Here is a 14,087-nt window from a genome sequence, read left to right on the forward strand (position 1 = left end):
CAGGCCGGCGCCTAGGACGGTTGGAAACTCTTTCCCTTCTCGCCGTCGTCCTGTGGACTCTCTCATCGATGGAATAGAGGTCCGAGCTCAAGGAGGAGCAACGTGAAGAACTCAGTCAGGTGGAGCATCTCGACGATCGCGGCCGGTGCTCTCGTAGCGGGCATGGCGCTGACAGGAGGTGTCAGCGCCTCGGCCTACCAGCCGTCGTCGGCGCCGCTGTACACGGCCACTGATCCGGGTTCGTGCAACAAGAGCCCGTGCATCCTCTACCCGAAGTCGACCCAGCTTCCCAGCGGGCGGCTCCTCGCCGCCTTCGAGGACAGTCAGGGCGCCGTCATCGGGCAGGACATGCCGATCTTCAAGAGCGACGACTACGGCGACACCTGGCAGAAGCTGACCGACCTCCAAGCGCCGGCGGCCGTCACGAGTGACCCCGCCTACTCGGCCTACACGAGCAACTGGACGAATCCGTACTTCTACGTGCTCCCCGAGGACCTCGGCGCGTACAAGAAGGGCACCGTCGTCCTCGCCACGGTCGTCTCCCCGGGCACCTCGACGAACAACGACCGCCTGGCGTCCGCCATCGTCCTCTGGGCCAGCACGGACAGCGGCGCATCCTGGGACCTCATCACCAAGGTCGCGGCGAGCCCCACCGCCTACACCGGTGTCAGCGGCGACACCGTGTGGCAGGACCCGGTCTGGGAGCCCTACCTCATGATGCGGAACGGGAAGCTGATCGTCTTCTACTCCGACGAGAGGGACGCCCTCGGCTACGACGCGACGACCGGCGTCGCCCGATTCGACACTGCCGACGCCGGCTCCGCGGACTCGGGCGGGCAGATCCTGGCCCACACGACCTGGGACGGCGTCGGCGCCTGGACCGCACCGGTGGTCGACGTCGCCGGGCTCACGGAGACCCACGACGGCAAGACGAAGATCGGCGGCGGCCGCCCGGGCATGACCAACATCGTCCCCACCACCGACGGTAAGTGGCTCCTCACCTACGAGTACTGGGCCGGGGGCGACAACGTCCGCTACAAAGTCGCGGACGACCCCCAGAACTTCCGGTCGGTCGGCGGGGCGGAGGGTCTGCCGATCTCGCAGCTTCCCGTGGCAGCGGGTTCACAGCGACTCGCCCAGGGCGGCAGCCCGGTCCTGGTCCGACGCCCCGACGGTGCACTCGTCTACAACGCCGCCGGCAGCGGAGCCGTCTGGGTGAACGAATCCGGGCGCAGCGACGGGGCCTGGAAGCAGTACCAGACCACAGTCCCCGGCGGATACAGCCGCAACCTTCAGTACGTCGAGGGCACCGGCCGCATCCAGATCCTGCAGGCTCCCTGGGGCACGGGACCGGTCAGCACCGCGTCGCTCGATCTCGGCCACTCGGAAGGCGCCTACTACTCGCTCGTGAACAGAGCGACCGGCCAGGTCCTCAGTACCGCGCAGGACAAGACGCAGGACCCGATCTACACCGGTGACCAGCCGGACATCATCACCTGGACGGACAACCCGGGCAACGACACTCAGCGCTGGCACGTGCAGCGCAAGGGCTCGAATGTCACCTTCCTCAACAAGGCGGGTGGACGGGCTCTCGGCATTTGGTTCGGCACTGCCGCCGCCGGGCAGCCCCTCGCCCAGTGGGTCGACGACAACGGCCCGGACAAACTGTGGACCCTCGTCCCGTCGGCCGAGGGGTACACGAAGATCCAGTCCACGAAGAACACCGGCCTCGTCCTCAGCGGCACCGCTGCGGGGGGCCAGGTGCGTCTGGCGTCCTCCATCGACGCGTCGACCGACGCCGCGGCTGACGACGCTCAGGAGTGGCAGCTCGTCCAGGAGGCGCCGACCGCCTCCGGGTTGTCGGCCGCGCGAGCGTCGACGACGCTCATCGGCGTCGACGACATCGCCGCCGGCAGCACGCTGGCATTGAACGCCGCTACCGCCGATCCGGCCGGAGCGAAGACGAATGCCGGAGCCACCGGCCGCGTCTGGGCGCTCACCGGCACCGGCTCGGCGGTCGACCTGGGCACGGTCGCCTTCGACGCGAACGAGAGGGGCTCGGTGGCTGTCCCGTCGACCTTCGCCGCGTCCTCCGACGTCAGGATCGCGGTCGCCTTCGACACCTCCGCCCTGATATGGGACACCGTCCGGATCTCGGCGGCCACCGCGGCCTTCCCGAGCACGACCATCGCGTCTTCTCGGTGCGTGGCCGGAAAGGCCGTCCTGACCGTCACGACCACCAACACCGGCAGCGCTCCCATGGCGGTCACTCTCGCCTCGGCGTACGGGTCCAAGAGCTTCGCTCAGGTCGCTCCGGGTGCCAGTGCGTCCTCGGCGTTCTCCACCCGCCTCGCGTCCATGCCCGCCGGAGAGGCGACCGCGTCCGTCGGACCGGTCGGCTCCGCGCCGAGTCGGACCGCGACAGTCGCGTACACCGCCCGGACCTGCTGAGGGCGGCTGCTCGGCCGTGGCGGTACCGCTCAGCCCCCGCCACCGCTCATCTCGTCATCCGCGCTTGGACCGCCCTCGAGGTCCACGGCAACGATGAGCAGTTCGGCGACGCACGCTGGGGGCCAGGGGCGGAGTGCCGTCGGGCGCCTCCGCCTCCGCGAGCGCGCTGCTGAAGTCGGCTGACGTGCTGCAGGGCGCGCTGGCCCGACTGGACGGCCTCGCGGCGAGGCGGGGAAGGTTCACGAGAACGCCCTCGATCTAGGATCAGGGCCTCCGCCAAGATCGGTCCTTGACAGCCCTCCCTGTCCTCGGAATGATCACAGGAACGAAGATGTTAACGTGAACATTCATTGTCGGACACGATGAACAGAGCGACACCTCCGGTCTTGCCAGGCGGGATCACTCGCCCGACACGGCTAGAACTTGCGCCCTCGCGGTTACCGAATCCGGTGTCCGAGGCGCGGCTCGAGATCACCTTCGCCGTCCCGGAATCTCCAGGACGGCCCGGAAAAGACGAAAGGCACCCATGTCCCGGACAACGATGTCCAGCACGAAGCGCCGAATGCTCGGCGCTCTGACCGCGGCGGTGATCGTGGGCCTCACCACCCTTGGCCTCGCCACGCCGGCCTCGGCCGCGGTCACTCCGATAGGCACCGGCTCCAACCAGGAGATCCGCAACCAGTTCAGCAGCATGTGCCTAGACGACTACGGTTTCGACACGCAACCCGGCGCCGAAGTACGTCAGTGGAGCTGCGGGGAGTCGGCCAACCAGCTGTGGCAGATCCGCGACCTGGGCACCGGCTGGGCCGAGATCAAGAACAAGTACAGCAACCTCTGCCTCGACAACTTCAACTTCGGCACCACCCCGGGCTCCGAGGTCCGCCAGTGGACCTGCAATGCCAACACCGCCCAGCAGTGGCGGATCTCGGACGTCGGCAACGGCTACGCAGAGATTGCCAACCGCCACAGCACCCTCTGCCTCGACAACTCGGGCTTCGGCCAGGTCGACGGAGCCCTCATCCAGCAGTGGTCCTGCAACGGCAACACTGCGCAGCGCTGGCGCATCACCGACCCCTCGGTGCAGAAGATCACCTACACGCTGGCTCGCTCCGCGAACCCCAGCGCCGATGAGCTCGACGCCTACGCCCGGATCACCGATGCGATGGACCGCGCTGTCGCCCGTTACAACCGTCTGAACAACATCGACCGCCAGCTCCGCGTCACCTACGTCCCCGGTGTCACGACCGCCGACGCGACGATCAACGGAGACATCCGCTTCGGCTCGAACAGGGCTTACATGCAGGAGGGCACGGCGCTGCACGAGATGTCGCACACCGTCGGCGTCGGCACCGCGTACATGTTCGACCAGAACTGCCAGTACAACGGATGGGCCTCGGCCGTGCCGCTGCTGCGGACCTGGGACGGCCCGAACGCCACGCTGAACTGCGGCGGAGGCCACATGTGGCCCTACGGGTTGAACTACAACAACGAGTACAACGAGCAGAACTTCGAGCGCCACACGAAGCTGGTGCAGGCCATGCTCAGTGACGGCATGTAGTCACTCCCCCTGCGAACGCCGGTCCTGCGTCTTCCTCCTCACCTCGGTGACGGAGGAGTCGTAGGACCGGCTGTGCACTGACCGTCGGCGTACTATCGAGCACTTCAGACGCGCTCTTCTGCACCCACCTGGGCCTTCCTGCCCGCACACGATTGGGACCGGCCATTGATGTTCGATGATGACAAGACCCGACAGCTCAGAGCAGGGACAGTCGGCAACGACGCTCGCGCTGCAGCGGTCGAACTTCTCATCAACGCCGATCTCGTCAGAGACGACCACCCGTGGGTTCTGCAGGACTCGGTATCCGGCGGCTGGACCATTGACTTCAATCGCGCCACGGAGGCGGTCGATGCGTTGACTATCGAGCATCACCAGTGGGGTCTCACACCCTCCCTGCTCAGTGTCCTCGAGATCGCTGCATCGATCGCAGATGGCCTCTCGGTGCATCTGCGCGAGGTGCTCCCCGAGCTCGACCAACAGCACGCCACGCTGGTGATGACAGCGATCGGTCACGCTGCGGGCCGGTCCGAGAGGGAGAACGAATAGGTCCGGCCACCGAGGGTGAGGATCGCGCGGTTGCCCCTCAGCGCTCGGTCAGTACCGGTGGGGAGCGGTGCCGGAACACTGTCCCTCCGAGGACGGCCGCAAGTGCGGCGACAGCGCAGAGGACCGCGACGAGGGCGAGGGTCGTCGTCCAATCAGCCGTCGCGTATGCGAGACCTCCGAGCCAACCGAAGAGGCTCGTGCCTCCGAGCCAGGCGATCTGGTAGAGCGCGGTGCTCTGCGGCCGGCCGATCCGGGCAGAGCGACCGCTGAGGCCGCTCGCGAGAGGATGCGTCGTGAAGCAGCCGACGGTGAAGAGGACGAGCCCCGCGACCATCAACGCCAGGATGTCCGACGCCATCATGGGCAGCGAGAGCAGCATGCCGACGCTCCCCGCGACCATCGTCGGCACGGTGCCCGCCCTCCGGGCGAGAGCGCCCGAGCGCTGCGCGGCGAGGGACCCTGTGAGATAGACGATGAACAAGGCGCTGGCGGCCCAGGCCGGTACTCCGATGTCCGGTTCCTGGACCCGGTAGCCGAAGACGTTGTAGACGGCGCCGAAGGCGCCCATGAGCAGGAATCCCTGCAGATACAGCGCCAGCATGTGCGGATCACGAAGATTCGCGAGGAGCGCCCGACCCGTTCCGTGCGGCGTCTCAGCGGGGCGATGATCGGCGAGGCGGCGGGAGAGGACGAGGAGCGCCACGATCGCCACCGCGGCCGTTCCCGCGCTCGTCCAGAAGGCGGCGCGCCAGCCTCCGACGTCGGCGACCGCCCCTGATGCGAGCCGGCCGACGATGCCTCCGAGAGTGTTCCCAGCGACGAACGTGCCTGCGACGTGCGCCGACCATCGGCTGTCGATCCGTTCAGCGATCAGGGCCATGCCCACTGCGGGTGCTGCGCCGAGTGCGAGGCCCTCGACGAATCTGACCGCGACCACGCTCGGCAGATTCGGGAGCAAGGGGACGGTGACGGCGAGCAGCAGAGCGAGGAGGAGGGAGATGCGGATCGTGCGCAGCCTGCCGAGGCGGTTGGAGAGGCCGGCCCAGCCGAGGACACCGGCGGCGACCCCGAGCGCGGTCGCGGAGACCGTCATCGAGGCGGCATCCGCGTCGACGGCGAGCTGCTGGGAGAGCGCCGGCAGGAAGGCCTGGGGTGCGAAGAGGAGGGCGAAGGTGGCGAAGCCTGCGAGGAAGAGCGTCCAGACGAAGACGGACCAGTCTGGCGCTCCGGGCGCGAGCTGCTCTTCCGCCGCACTCTCCTGAGGCCGAGCACCTCGCTGTGCCGGAGGACGCGAACTGATCGACCGCGAGAGCCGCTCAGGCACGAGAGATCAGGGCAGCGCGGACAGCGGGCAGCACCTCGGTGGCGAGCAGCTCGATCGACGCCAGCGTGTCGCGCTGGGAGAGGCCGCCGAGGCCGACCTGGGCGAGGAAACGGGTGTGTCCGAGGATCTCGTGCTCCCAGAGGATCTTGTCGATGATCTCCGCAGGGCTGCCGGCGAAGAGAGCACCGCGCGGGCCCGCCCAGACGTCGAGAGCCGCGCGGTCGAGGTGTCCGATGCGCGGCATGTTCTGGCCGATGTAGGACGAGTAGTGCGGGAAGAACCTGTTCCGCGCGCCCTGCGAGGTCGCCTCGGCGTAGAAGTGCGAGGTCACTCCGATGCGGCCGGGCGGCAGCCCCGCTTCCTCCGCGGCGCGCTCGTGCAGTCGGGCCAGCGCGGAGAACCGCTCCGGGTCGCCGAGGATCGCGAAGTACAGCGGAAGGCCCCTGGTCGCAGCGCGGACGACCGACTCCGGCGTGCCGCCGACGGCGATCCACACGGGAAGCTCGTCCTGCAGGGGGCGCGGCCAGATCCCGGCATCACGCAGGGTCGGCCTGGTCGTCCCCGCCCACGTGAGGGGATTCTGTGCGCGGAGCTGCAGGAGGAGATCGAGCCGGTCCTCGAAGTACTCGTCGTACCGATCGAGCGACTGGCCGAAGAGGGGGAACGACTCGACGTAGGCTCCGCGGCCGGCGGTGATCTCCGCGCGGCCGCCGCTGAGCTGGTCGAGCTGTGCGAAGTCCTCGAAGACCCGGACGGGATCCGAGCTGGAGAGGACGGTGACCATGCTCGTCAGCCGGATCCGACTGGTCTGCGCGGCCACCGCGGCCAGCATCAGCTGCGGCGAGGCGACGGCGAAGTCCTCGCGATGGTGCTCGCCGACGCCGAAGAGGTCGAGTCTTGCTTCGTCAGCGACGCGAGCCCATTCGAGGATGTCCTGCATCCGCCGGGAGGGGTCGATCGGCTTCCCCGCCCGGTCCTTCGTCAACTCCCCGAAGGTGAAGACCCCGATCTCGAACGTGCTCGCGGCGCTCATCTGGCGGGGACTGCCGCGGAGCCGAGCTCAGCGGTGAGGAAGGTGCGCACATCGGCGATCTCGCGAGCATCGATGCTGTGGGCGAGGCCCGGGTAGATCCGCTCGACGAGGGTGCTGTGCCTCGGGAGGAACGCGGCGGTGCGGTCGACAGCGGGTCCCGTGATCACGCGATCGTCGGATCCTCTCCCCCAGAAGACGGCCGGCTGGACATCGGTCAGCACGTCGTCGCCCGGCTGCTTCGCACCCAGGACGAAGCCGCCGAGGATCACCGGAGCGAGCACTCGCGCGGGGCGCGTGCGCAGCAGCTGGCTGGCCATCAGCCCGCCCTGGGAGAACCCGATCGGCACGATCATCGTGTCCGGATCGACGTTCGCGTCGATCCAGGACCAGATCGCATCGGTCGCGTCGACGACGGGCGCCTCGGCCGGGTCACCGGGGGTGGTGATGGCGAACCACGCGGCTCCGCCGTTGCCGAGCTCGATCGGCGCCCGGAGCGAGACCCAGGGCAGGGTCGTGCCGAGGGCGGAGACGAGACCGGGAAGGTCGCGCTCGTTCGAGCCGTAGCCGTGCAGGAGCACGACTGCCGCCGGTCCTGAGAGGGTCTGGTTCGCAGTGCCGGGCCTGCGCTCGGCCTGCAGGATGGAGAGAGTCATCGGGCGAGCAGCTCCTCGGTGCTGATGTCGGAGAGGGCGACGGTGATCCGCGTGCCCCAGGGGTCGTGGACGACGACGGAGCGTCCGTCGGAGTCGAAGGGGATCGAGTGACCCCGCAGCCTGCTCTGCAGCGCCTCCAGCTCTTCGGAGCCGACGGCGGTCACGGCGACGTCTCCGAGCCCGAGACTCGCCGCGCGCGGCCCCGCTCCCCCGCTGTTCCACACGTTCATCGCGACGTGGTGGTGGTAGCCGCCGGCCGACGCGAAGAGCGCTCCGGTGTACCCGCTCTGCGTCGTCTCGAAGCCGAGGGCATCGACGTAGAACGCCTTCGCCGTCGCGAGATCGCCGACCTGCAGGTGGACGTGACCGACCCGTCCCGGCAGGGAGGGGCCTGCGTCGACCGCCGCCTGGGTCAGGTGCTTCCGGAGGTACTCGTTCGGGTCGAGGAAGCTGGTCGTGATACGGATCTCTCCCGCGTCACGGGCCCACAGCGACCGGTCGCGGTCCGTGTACAGCTCGACGCCGTTCCCCTCCGGGTCGGTGAAGTAGAACGCCTCGCTGACGTGATGGTCGCTGGACCCGATGAAGCGGTTGTTCGGCAGCTGCGCGGAGCGGTAGACGGTCGCCGCGAGGCTCGGAGCGTCCTCGAAGAGGAAGGCCGTGTGGAACAGGCCGGCCTGCCGCGCGTCGACACCGGGGAGATCCGGGGTGTGGACGAGCTTCACCAGCGGAGTGCCGGCGCGGCCGAGGACCCGGTGGACCTCCCGGCCGCGCCCGGCCTCCTCCAGCGCCTCCATGGCGAAGGCCTGCGAGTAGTAGGAGGACATCGTCTCGAGATCGCCGACCCGGAGGGTCACCGCGCCCATCGACGTGTCGGCGGAGAGGAGGTCGTCACTCGCGGTGGTCATGGTCCTGCGCTTTCTGAGGGGAACGGGATGCTGTCGCCACCGGTCGGCGGTCAGCGGGGGTGTCCGACTGCGGGACGACGGGTCAGGAGACGACGCCGAAGCCGCCGGTCCAGCTGATCTTCTCGCCGGCGGCGAGGGTGAGCTGGAGGAAGCCGAGCGCCTCGAGCTCGTGCGCGCGCGAGAGCGCGCCGGCGTCGATCGCCCGCACGCCACCCGCGGTGACCAGGTCGATCAGGGCGGCCTTGGCGTCGACGTCGTCACCGGCGACGAGCACCGTGGTGTCCACGGGACCGACCTTCGTGGCGGCCAGAGTTCCGGCGAAGGTGGTGTTGAACGCCTTGAGCACCTTCGAGGCGGGCAGGGCCTGCGCGAGCTCGGCCGCGGCGGAGCTCCCGGCGGGAACGACGAGGGAGTCGAAGGTCTCGAAGTCGAGCGGGTTGGTGATGTCGACGACGGTCCGGCCTTCGAGCTGGTCGGCGTACTTCTCGGCGATCGAGGCGAGGGCCGGGTACGGCACGGCGAGCACGACGATGTCGCCGGTGATCGTGGCGTCGTCGGCGGAGCCGACGTGCTGGACGGACGCGCCGGCGGCGGTGACGACACCGGCGATGGCGGTTCCCATGTTCCCGGTTCCGAAGATGGTGACGGTGCTCATGTGCTGCTCCTTCTCGACCTCGAAGGTCATTGGTTGCTGATACAACCAACTTAGCTCAAAGAAGTTGCAGGTACAACCATTTGCTAGGATCGGCGCATGGGATCTCCGAACTGGCTGTCGACTGAAGAACGAGAGACGTGGGTGCGGTTCTCCGCGGTCCTGGAGCTGCTCCCGGCCGCCCTCGACTCGCAGCTGACGCAGGACGCCGGACTGACGCACTTCGACTACTTCGCCCTCGCGATGCTGTCCGAGGCCCCCGACCGCGTCCTCCGCGCGTCCGCGCTGGCGGCGAGGACGAACTCCACGCTGCCCCGGCTCTCCAAGGTCATCAACAGACTGGAGGAGCGAGGGCTCGCGCGCCGGTACCCGTGCCCGGAGGATCGGCGGGCGACGAACATCGCCCTGACCGAGTCGGGCTGGCGGAAAGTCGTCGAGACGGCTCCCGGACACCTGGGGAACGTCCGCGCGATGGTCGTCGATGCACTGACACCCGAGCAGATGAGACAGCTTTCGACGATCTCGGCCGCCCTGCTCACCCGCCTGGATCCGGCCGGAAAGATGCTCGCCTCGGATCGACAGGAACGATGATCGTGCTTTACTTGTACCTGCAACCATCTATTGCCCATACCCGCAGAACGAGAGACTCTCCATGACCGACACCGCCCTCCTCCTCATCGATCTGCAGAACGACACCGTCCACGCCGACGGCGCCTACGCCTCCTTCGGCGCCGCCGCCCACGCGGCGAGCCAGAACGTCATCGACAACTCGCGCACCCTGCTCGACGCCGCGCGCACGGGCGGCGTCCCCGTCTTCCAGAGCCGCATCGTCGTTTACCCGGTCTCCGGCCTCGGCGGAGCCAACGCCCCGATCTTCCAGATGCTCGCCCCCGACACCTTCAAGGTCGGCAGCTGGGGCGCGGCGATCGTCGACGAGCTCGCGCCCGCGGCCGACGAGATCGTCCTCGACCGCACGCGGATGAGCGTCTTCAACGGCACCGAGCTCGACATCATGCTCCGCAACCTCGGAGTCCGGCACCTCGTCGTCGCCGGCGCCTGGACCAACATGGCCGTCGAGCACACCGTCCGCGACGCCGCCGACCATGGCTACACCGTCACCCTCGCCGCCGACGCGACCTCGAGCCTCAGCGCCGAGTGGCAGCACGCTGCACTGAACTTCGCCCTGACCAACATCGCGACCATCAGCGACACCGCCGCGGTCAGCGCGACCTTCACCGCGCGAGACGCGACCCAGGACTGAGCAGACCCTCTTCTCAGGGCCGCCCGGGCTCGTCACGCACCGCAGAGATGGTGCGGAGGCGCCCGGGCGCTCCGCTCGTCGCACGCGCACCCGGCGCGGCGACTACTCCGTCGACCCTCAAGGACACTCCCATGACTGCTCACACCTCCCCCCGGACCATCGCCGACGACCACTCGTCGAACCGGAGAGGGCTGCGACCCCTGCCGTCCTCGCCGTCGGTCGCACTGCTCGTCCTCCGCCTCGCCGTCGGCGCGGTCTTCCTCGCGCACGGAGCGCAGAAGGTCTTCGTCTACGGCTTCGTCGGCACGAGCGGCTCCTTCGCTCAGATGGGCGTTCCGCTCGCGGACATCGCAGGTCCGCTGGTCGGACTCCTCGAACTCCTCGGCGGGCTCGCACTCCTCGTCGGAGTCGCGACCCGCTTCGCCGCACTGGCGCTCGCCCTCGACATGCTCGTCGCCACCTTCCTCGTGCACCTCCCGTTCGGGATCTTCGCGGCCGACGGCGGGTACGAGCTGCCTCTCGCACTGATCGGCGGCGCGCTGGCGCTGACCATCGCCGGAGCAGGTCGCATCTCTGTCGACGAGGCGGTGACGCGCCAGCACAGCTAGGGCGTGTCCGACACTGTGCGGGTCCAGAGGGTGACGGCGTGGAGGACAGCCGCGGCTCGGTAGACAATGGCGAGCTCGGACCAGGGTTCGCATTCGTCGGCCGGCACGTGCACTTCGAGGTCGACGGGGACGACTTCTTCTTCGATCCTCCACACGCGATGGCCGCCCTACGTCGGCAGAGCGGCCATCGCGTGTGGACGAGCGCGGGTTCAGCGCTCCGCGATGATCTGGGCGAGTGCTCGTCCGGCCAGGGTCGCCTCGAGCTTCGCTGCCGTGAGCGGATACGGGTGCGGCGCCACATTGAATGCCGACTCCGTGCTCGGCCCTCGCGGGATGTTCAGCCGGTCGAAGAGTAGGGCGCGCGCGGTTTTGTCGTTCTCGGACTCCTGGATCGCGTACTGCAAAACGTCGTCGACGACTTCGATGGGCACCACGATCGCGCCGTCGCCGTCGGCGACCACTAGGTCCCCCGGGCGCACGATCTGCCCGCCGATCTCGACAGGGACGCTGTGGCCGCCCCATTCGACGCGCCCCTGGTACATCGGCTGCACGCACCACCGCGACCAGATCGGCAGGTGCTTGCTTTCGAGGGTCTCGTCCGTGTCACGGGCGCCGCCATTGGTCAGGAGCCCCTTGGCGCCCATCGCTGCCCAGATCATGGAGTCCATCGAGCCGACGGCGGGCGTGGGGGTGTTGCAGGTGTCGGTGACGAGGAAGGTGGTGTCGTCGATCAGCTGCGCCATGTCGTTGTCCCATACCTGTCCGTACCAGTACTCGTAGGCCCACACGGTGTACTCCTGCGGAGTCATCGTCGGGACCTTCTGCTGGGTCGGCAGGTGGCGCATGGTGTGCGCGAAGCCGGCGGCCTTGGTGCGCCAGAGCGGCCGGATATCGGGCTCGACAGTTCCGACGTGGTGCAGCCCTACCCAATCCAGTCCGTCGCGGATATCCGTGACCCGGAGCTTGGAGACGGTGTCGAGGATCTCCCTCTTGCGGTCGATGCTGAGTGTCATCGTGGTGATGCCTTTCTGGTCGGTCGTGTGGAATGGAGAAGCCGTCAGCGTCGAGCGGGCGGCAGCTCAGCGGGTAAATGGGTCATCCACCCGGCGGCCGTCGAGCTTGGTCGCCTCGACGGTGGTAGGCGGCAGACCCATGGACTTGCGGCCTTCGAGTTCGAGGGCCATCTCGGCGAATCGCGCGTCGGTCAGCGGGTACCGGGTGAACAGCAGGATGGCGAGCAGGATTAGAAGCGCCGGCACTCCCGCGAAGGCCGCGCGGATGCCCCACTGCGCGGAATCGGACTGGCCCGCGTCGCCGGCGACGTAGCCGCCGGTGGCGAGGACGAAGGCGCCGAGTGCACCTCCGATGGACGCTGCCCATTTCGTGACGAAGGCGAACATCGAGAACGCGACACCCTCCGCTCGGACGCCGGTCTTCCACTCGCCGTATTCAACGGTGTCGGTTTGGATCGAGAAGCACATCACGATGATCAGGGCCAGGCCGCCGTTGAAGAGACCGATCCCGGTGAATGCGACAGGCAGACCGGAGCCGAGGAAGAGCACGATCGTGCCGGTCAGCGTGGTGGTGGTCGCGATGAGCAGTGTGCGCCGCTTGCCCAGCCGCCGCACGAGGATCGGTGCGAGGAACGCCATCACGATGGTGAGCGAGAACGAGATCACCGAGACGACGGGAGCGAACTGAAGCATGCCGGCCACGTCTCGCAGGTAGTAGACCATCGTGCCGTTGAACAGCGACATTGCGGTGAAGCAGAGAAAGGCGGTGAGGGAGATGATCAGCAACGGGCGATTGCTGACGAGCATTCGAAGGCCGTCCCTCATCCGGACCGATTCCTCCGAGCGCACCACGTTCTCGCGAGTGCCGAAGGCAGCGACAGCCAGGAGTACGACGCCGATGGTACCCAGGATGAGGATCGTCACGGTGAAGACCGACCGGAGATCACGATCGGGGATCAGCATCGGCAACACGATCGCGGTGATGAGTGTCTGCACACCGAGGATGGTCACGGAACGCGCGCTGGCGAGCTTCGTGCGGTCGGTCGGCAGCACGGCCATCGACGCACCGATCGAACCGAGTGGGATATCGAGGGCGCTGTAGAGGATACCAAACAGGGCGTAAGCCGCGACGGCCCATGCGATCGCTCCGGCCTCACCCACCTGCGGGATGGAGAACAGCGCGACGCAGACGATGAGGAGTGGCACGGGGACGATGAGCAGCCAGCGTCGGAACTTGCCGAGCCGACCGGGCTTCCACCGGTCGATAATGAGTCCGAGGGGGATGTCGACGAGGGCGTCGAGAGCCCGCATCAGGAGCAGGATCACTCCGGCCGCGGCCAGCGAGATCCCGGCGACGTCAGTGAAGTAGAACAGCAGGATCGCCGTCGTCGGGATGATGAAGAACGACACTCCGGCCGTCCCCGCACCGTAGGCGGCGACAAATCGGAATCGCAGCGGCTTGATCGCCGCTAAAGCTGCAGTGCTGGCTCGTTCGGTCACAGTGGGTTACCTCTTCATTGAGTCGGATCAGGATGTCATCGGAGTGGATGAGGAATAAAAAACCGGAGACGTTCTACACGAGTAGACCACTTCCGTACGAGCGTGTATTGACGATCGGTGTCGGAACCTACCGACCGGTGCCGGACTCCATGTCGGCCAGCTGCGCGACGCGTCGGCGGAAGTCCGGGTCATCACTGAATCGGGCGTCGAGGAACGCACCGACCACCTCCTCGGCGATCTTGCGTCCGACAATCCACGCTCCGAGACAGGCGACGTTCACGTCGTCGTGCTCGACGCCCTGCCGGGCGACGTACGTGTCGTGGATGACGGCCGCTCGAATACCGGGCACCTTGTTCGCGGCGATCGCCGCACCGACGCCGGTTCCGCAGACGAGGATCCCCCGTTCGGCATCGCCGGAGACGACGAGCGCGGTGACCCGCTTCGTCATCACTGGAAAATCGACGGGGGTGTCGTCCTCGGTACCGACGTCGATCACCTCGTGGCCGGCCGATCGCAGGTAGGTCGCGACGATTGGCTTCAGAAGGAAGCCTGCGTGGTCGTTGGAGAGCGCGATACGCAT

Annotated in this window: 14 protein-coding genes; 6 read left to right on the top strand and 8 right to left on the bottom strand. The window is 67.9% G+C overall.

What is annotated here, in order from left to right; all coding sequences use genetic code 11:
- Positions 1-102 precede the first annotated feature (102 nt).
- The 3 genes from MT353_RS22015 (at position 103) to MT353_RS15140 (ending at position 4,555) form a co-directional block, all read left to right on the top strand.
- Complete coding sequence (locus MT353_RS22015) at positions 103-2,451, top strand: RICIN domain-containing protein (protein ID WP_243625085.1); 2,349 nt, start codon at positions 103-105, stop codon at positions 2,449-2,451.
- A gap of 541 nt (positions 2,452-2,992) precedes the next feature.
- Positions 2,993-4,009, top strand: coding sequence for an RICIN domain-containing protein (locus tag MT353_RS15135; protein ID WP_243625086.1), 1,017 nt, complete (start codon positions 2,993-2,995; stop codon positions 4,007-4,009).
- A 168-nt stretch (positions 4,010-4,177) separates the two neighbouring features.
- Positions 4,178-4,555: a hypothetical protein gene (locus MT353_RS15140; protein WP_243625087.1), complete on the top strand. Its 378-nt coding sequence runs from the start codon at positions 4,178-4,180 to the stop codon at positions 4,553-4,555.
- A gap of 37 nt (positions 4,556-4,592) precedes the next feature.
- On the opposite strand, the gene MT353_RS15145 is transcribed toward MT353_RS15140, so the two are convergent.
- The 5 genes from MT353_RS15145 to MT353_RS15165 form a co-directional block, all read right to left on the bottom strand.
- Positions 4,593-5,879 carry an MFS transporter gene (locus MT353_RS15145; protein WP_243625088.1) on the bottom strand — a complete coding sequence of 429 codons (1,287 nt, stop codon included), beginning with the start codon at positions 5,877-5,879 and terminating at the stop codon, positions 4,593-4,595.
- A complete protein-coding gene (locus MT353_RS15150) occupies positions 5,872-6,912 on the bottom strand; it encodes an LLM class flavin-dependent oxidoreductase (protein ID WP_243625089.1) in 1,041 nt (346 codons plus the stop codon). Before MT353_RS15150 ends, MT353_RS15145 begins: the two co-directional genes overlap by 8 nt.
- Entirely contained in the window at positions 6,909-7,565 is a 657-nt protein-coding gene (locus tag MT353_RS15155) for an alpha/beta hydrolase (RefSeq protein ID WP_243625090.1), read from the bottom strand. Before MT353_RS15155 ends, MT353_RS15150 begins: the two co-directional genes overlap by 4 nt.
- The gene (locus MT353_RS15160; RefSeq protein ID WP_243625091.1) at positions 7,562-8,473 is read right to left on the bottom strand and encodes a VOC family protein; all 912 of its coding nucleotides are present in this window, start codon (positions 8,471-8,473) and stop codon (positions 7,562-7,564) included. The genes MT353_RS15155 and MT353_RS15160 overlap by 4 nt, the downstream gene beginning before the upstream one ends.
- Positions 8,474-8,555: 82 nt before the next feature.
- Positions 8,556-9,128, bottom strand: a complete 573-nt coding sequence (locus MT353_RS15165) for an NADPH-dependent F420 reductase (protein WP_243625092.1) — start codon at positions 9,126-9,128, stop codon at positions 8,556-8,558.
- A gap of 96 nt (positions 9,129-9,224) precedes the next feature.
- Between MT353_RS15165 and MT353_RS15170 the strand changes: the two genes are divergently transcribed.
- From MT353_RS15170 to MT353_RS15180, 3 genes are all read left to right on the top strand, one after another.
- Entirely contained in the window at positions 9,225-9,716 is a 492-nt protein-coding gene (locus MT353_RS15170) for a MarR family winged helix-turn-helix transcriptional regulator (protein ID WP_243625093.1), read from the top strand.
- A gap of 61 nt (positions 9,717-9,777) precedes the next feature.
- Complete coding sequence (locus MT353_RS15175) at positions 9,778-10,386, top strand: isochorismatase family cysteine hydrolase (protein WP_243625094.1); 609 nt, start codon at positions 9,778-9,780, stop codon at positions 10,384-10,386.
- Positions 10,387-10,517: 131 nt separating this feature from the next.
- Complete coding sequence (locus MT353_RS15180; RefSeq protein ID WP_243625095.1) at positions 10,518-10,994, top strand: DoxX family protein; 477 nt, start codon at positions 10,518-10,520, stop codon at positions 10,992-10,994.
- Between the two features lie 209 nt (positions 10,995-11,203).
- On the opposite strand, the gene MT353_RS15185 is transcribed toward MT353_RS15180, so the two are convergent.
- The 3 genes from MT353_RS15185 to MT353_RS15195 form a co-directional block, all read right to left on the bottom strand.
- The gene (locus tag MT353_RS15185; RefSeq protein WP_243625096.1) at positions 11,204-12,007 is read right to left on the bottom strand and encodes an RraA family protein; all 804 of its coding nucleotides are present in this window, start codon (positions 12,005-12,007) and stop codon (positions 11,204-11,206) included.
- A 66-nt stretch (positions 12,008-12,073) separates the two neighbouring features.
- On the bottom strand, positions 12,074-13,507 hold the full coding sequence (locus tag MT353_RS15190; RefSeq protein ID WP_243625097.1) for a glycoside-pentoside-hexuronide (GPH):cation symporter: 1,434 nt from the start codon (positions 13,505-13,507) through the stop codon (positions 12,074-12,076).
- Between the two features lie 127 nt (positions 13,508-13,634).
- Positions 13,635-14,087, bottom strand: a complete 453-nt coding sequence (locus MT353_RS15195; protein ID WP_243625098.1) for an RpiB/LacA/LacB family sugar-phosphate isomerase — start codon at positions 14,085-14,087, stop codon at positions 13,635-13,637.

Origin of the sequence: Rathayibacter sp. VKM Ac-2927 (assembly GCF_022815525.1) — a bacterium.
GTDB lineage: Bacteria > Actinomycetota > Actinomycetes > Actinomycetales > Microbacteriaceae > Rathayibacter > Rathayibacter festucae.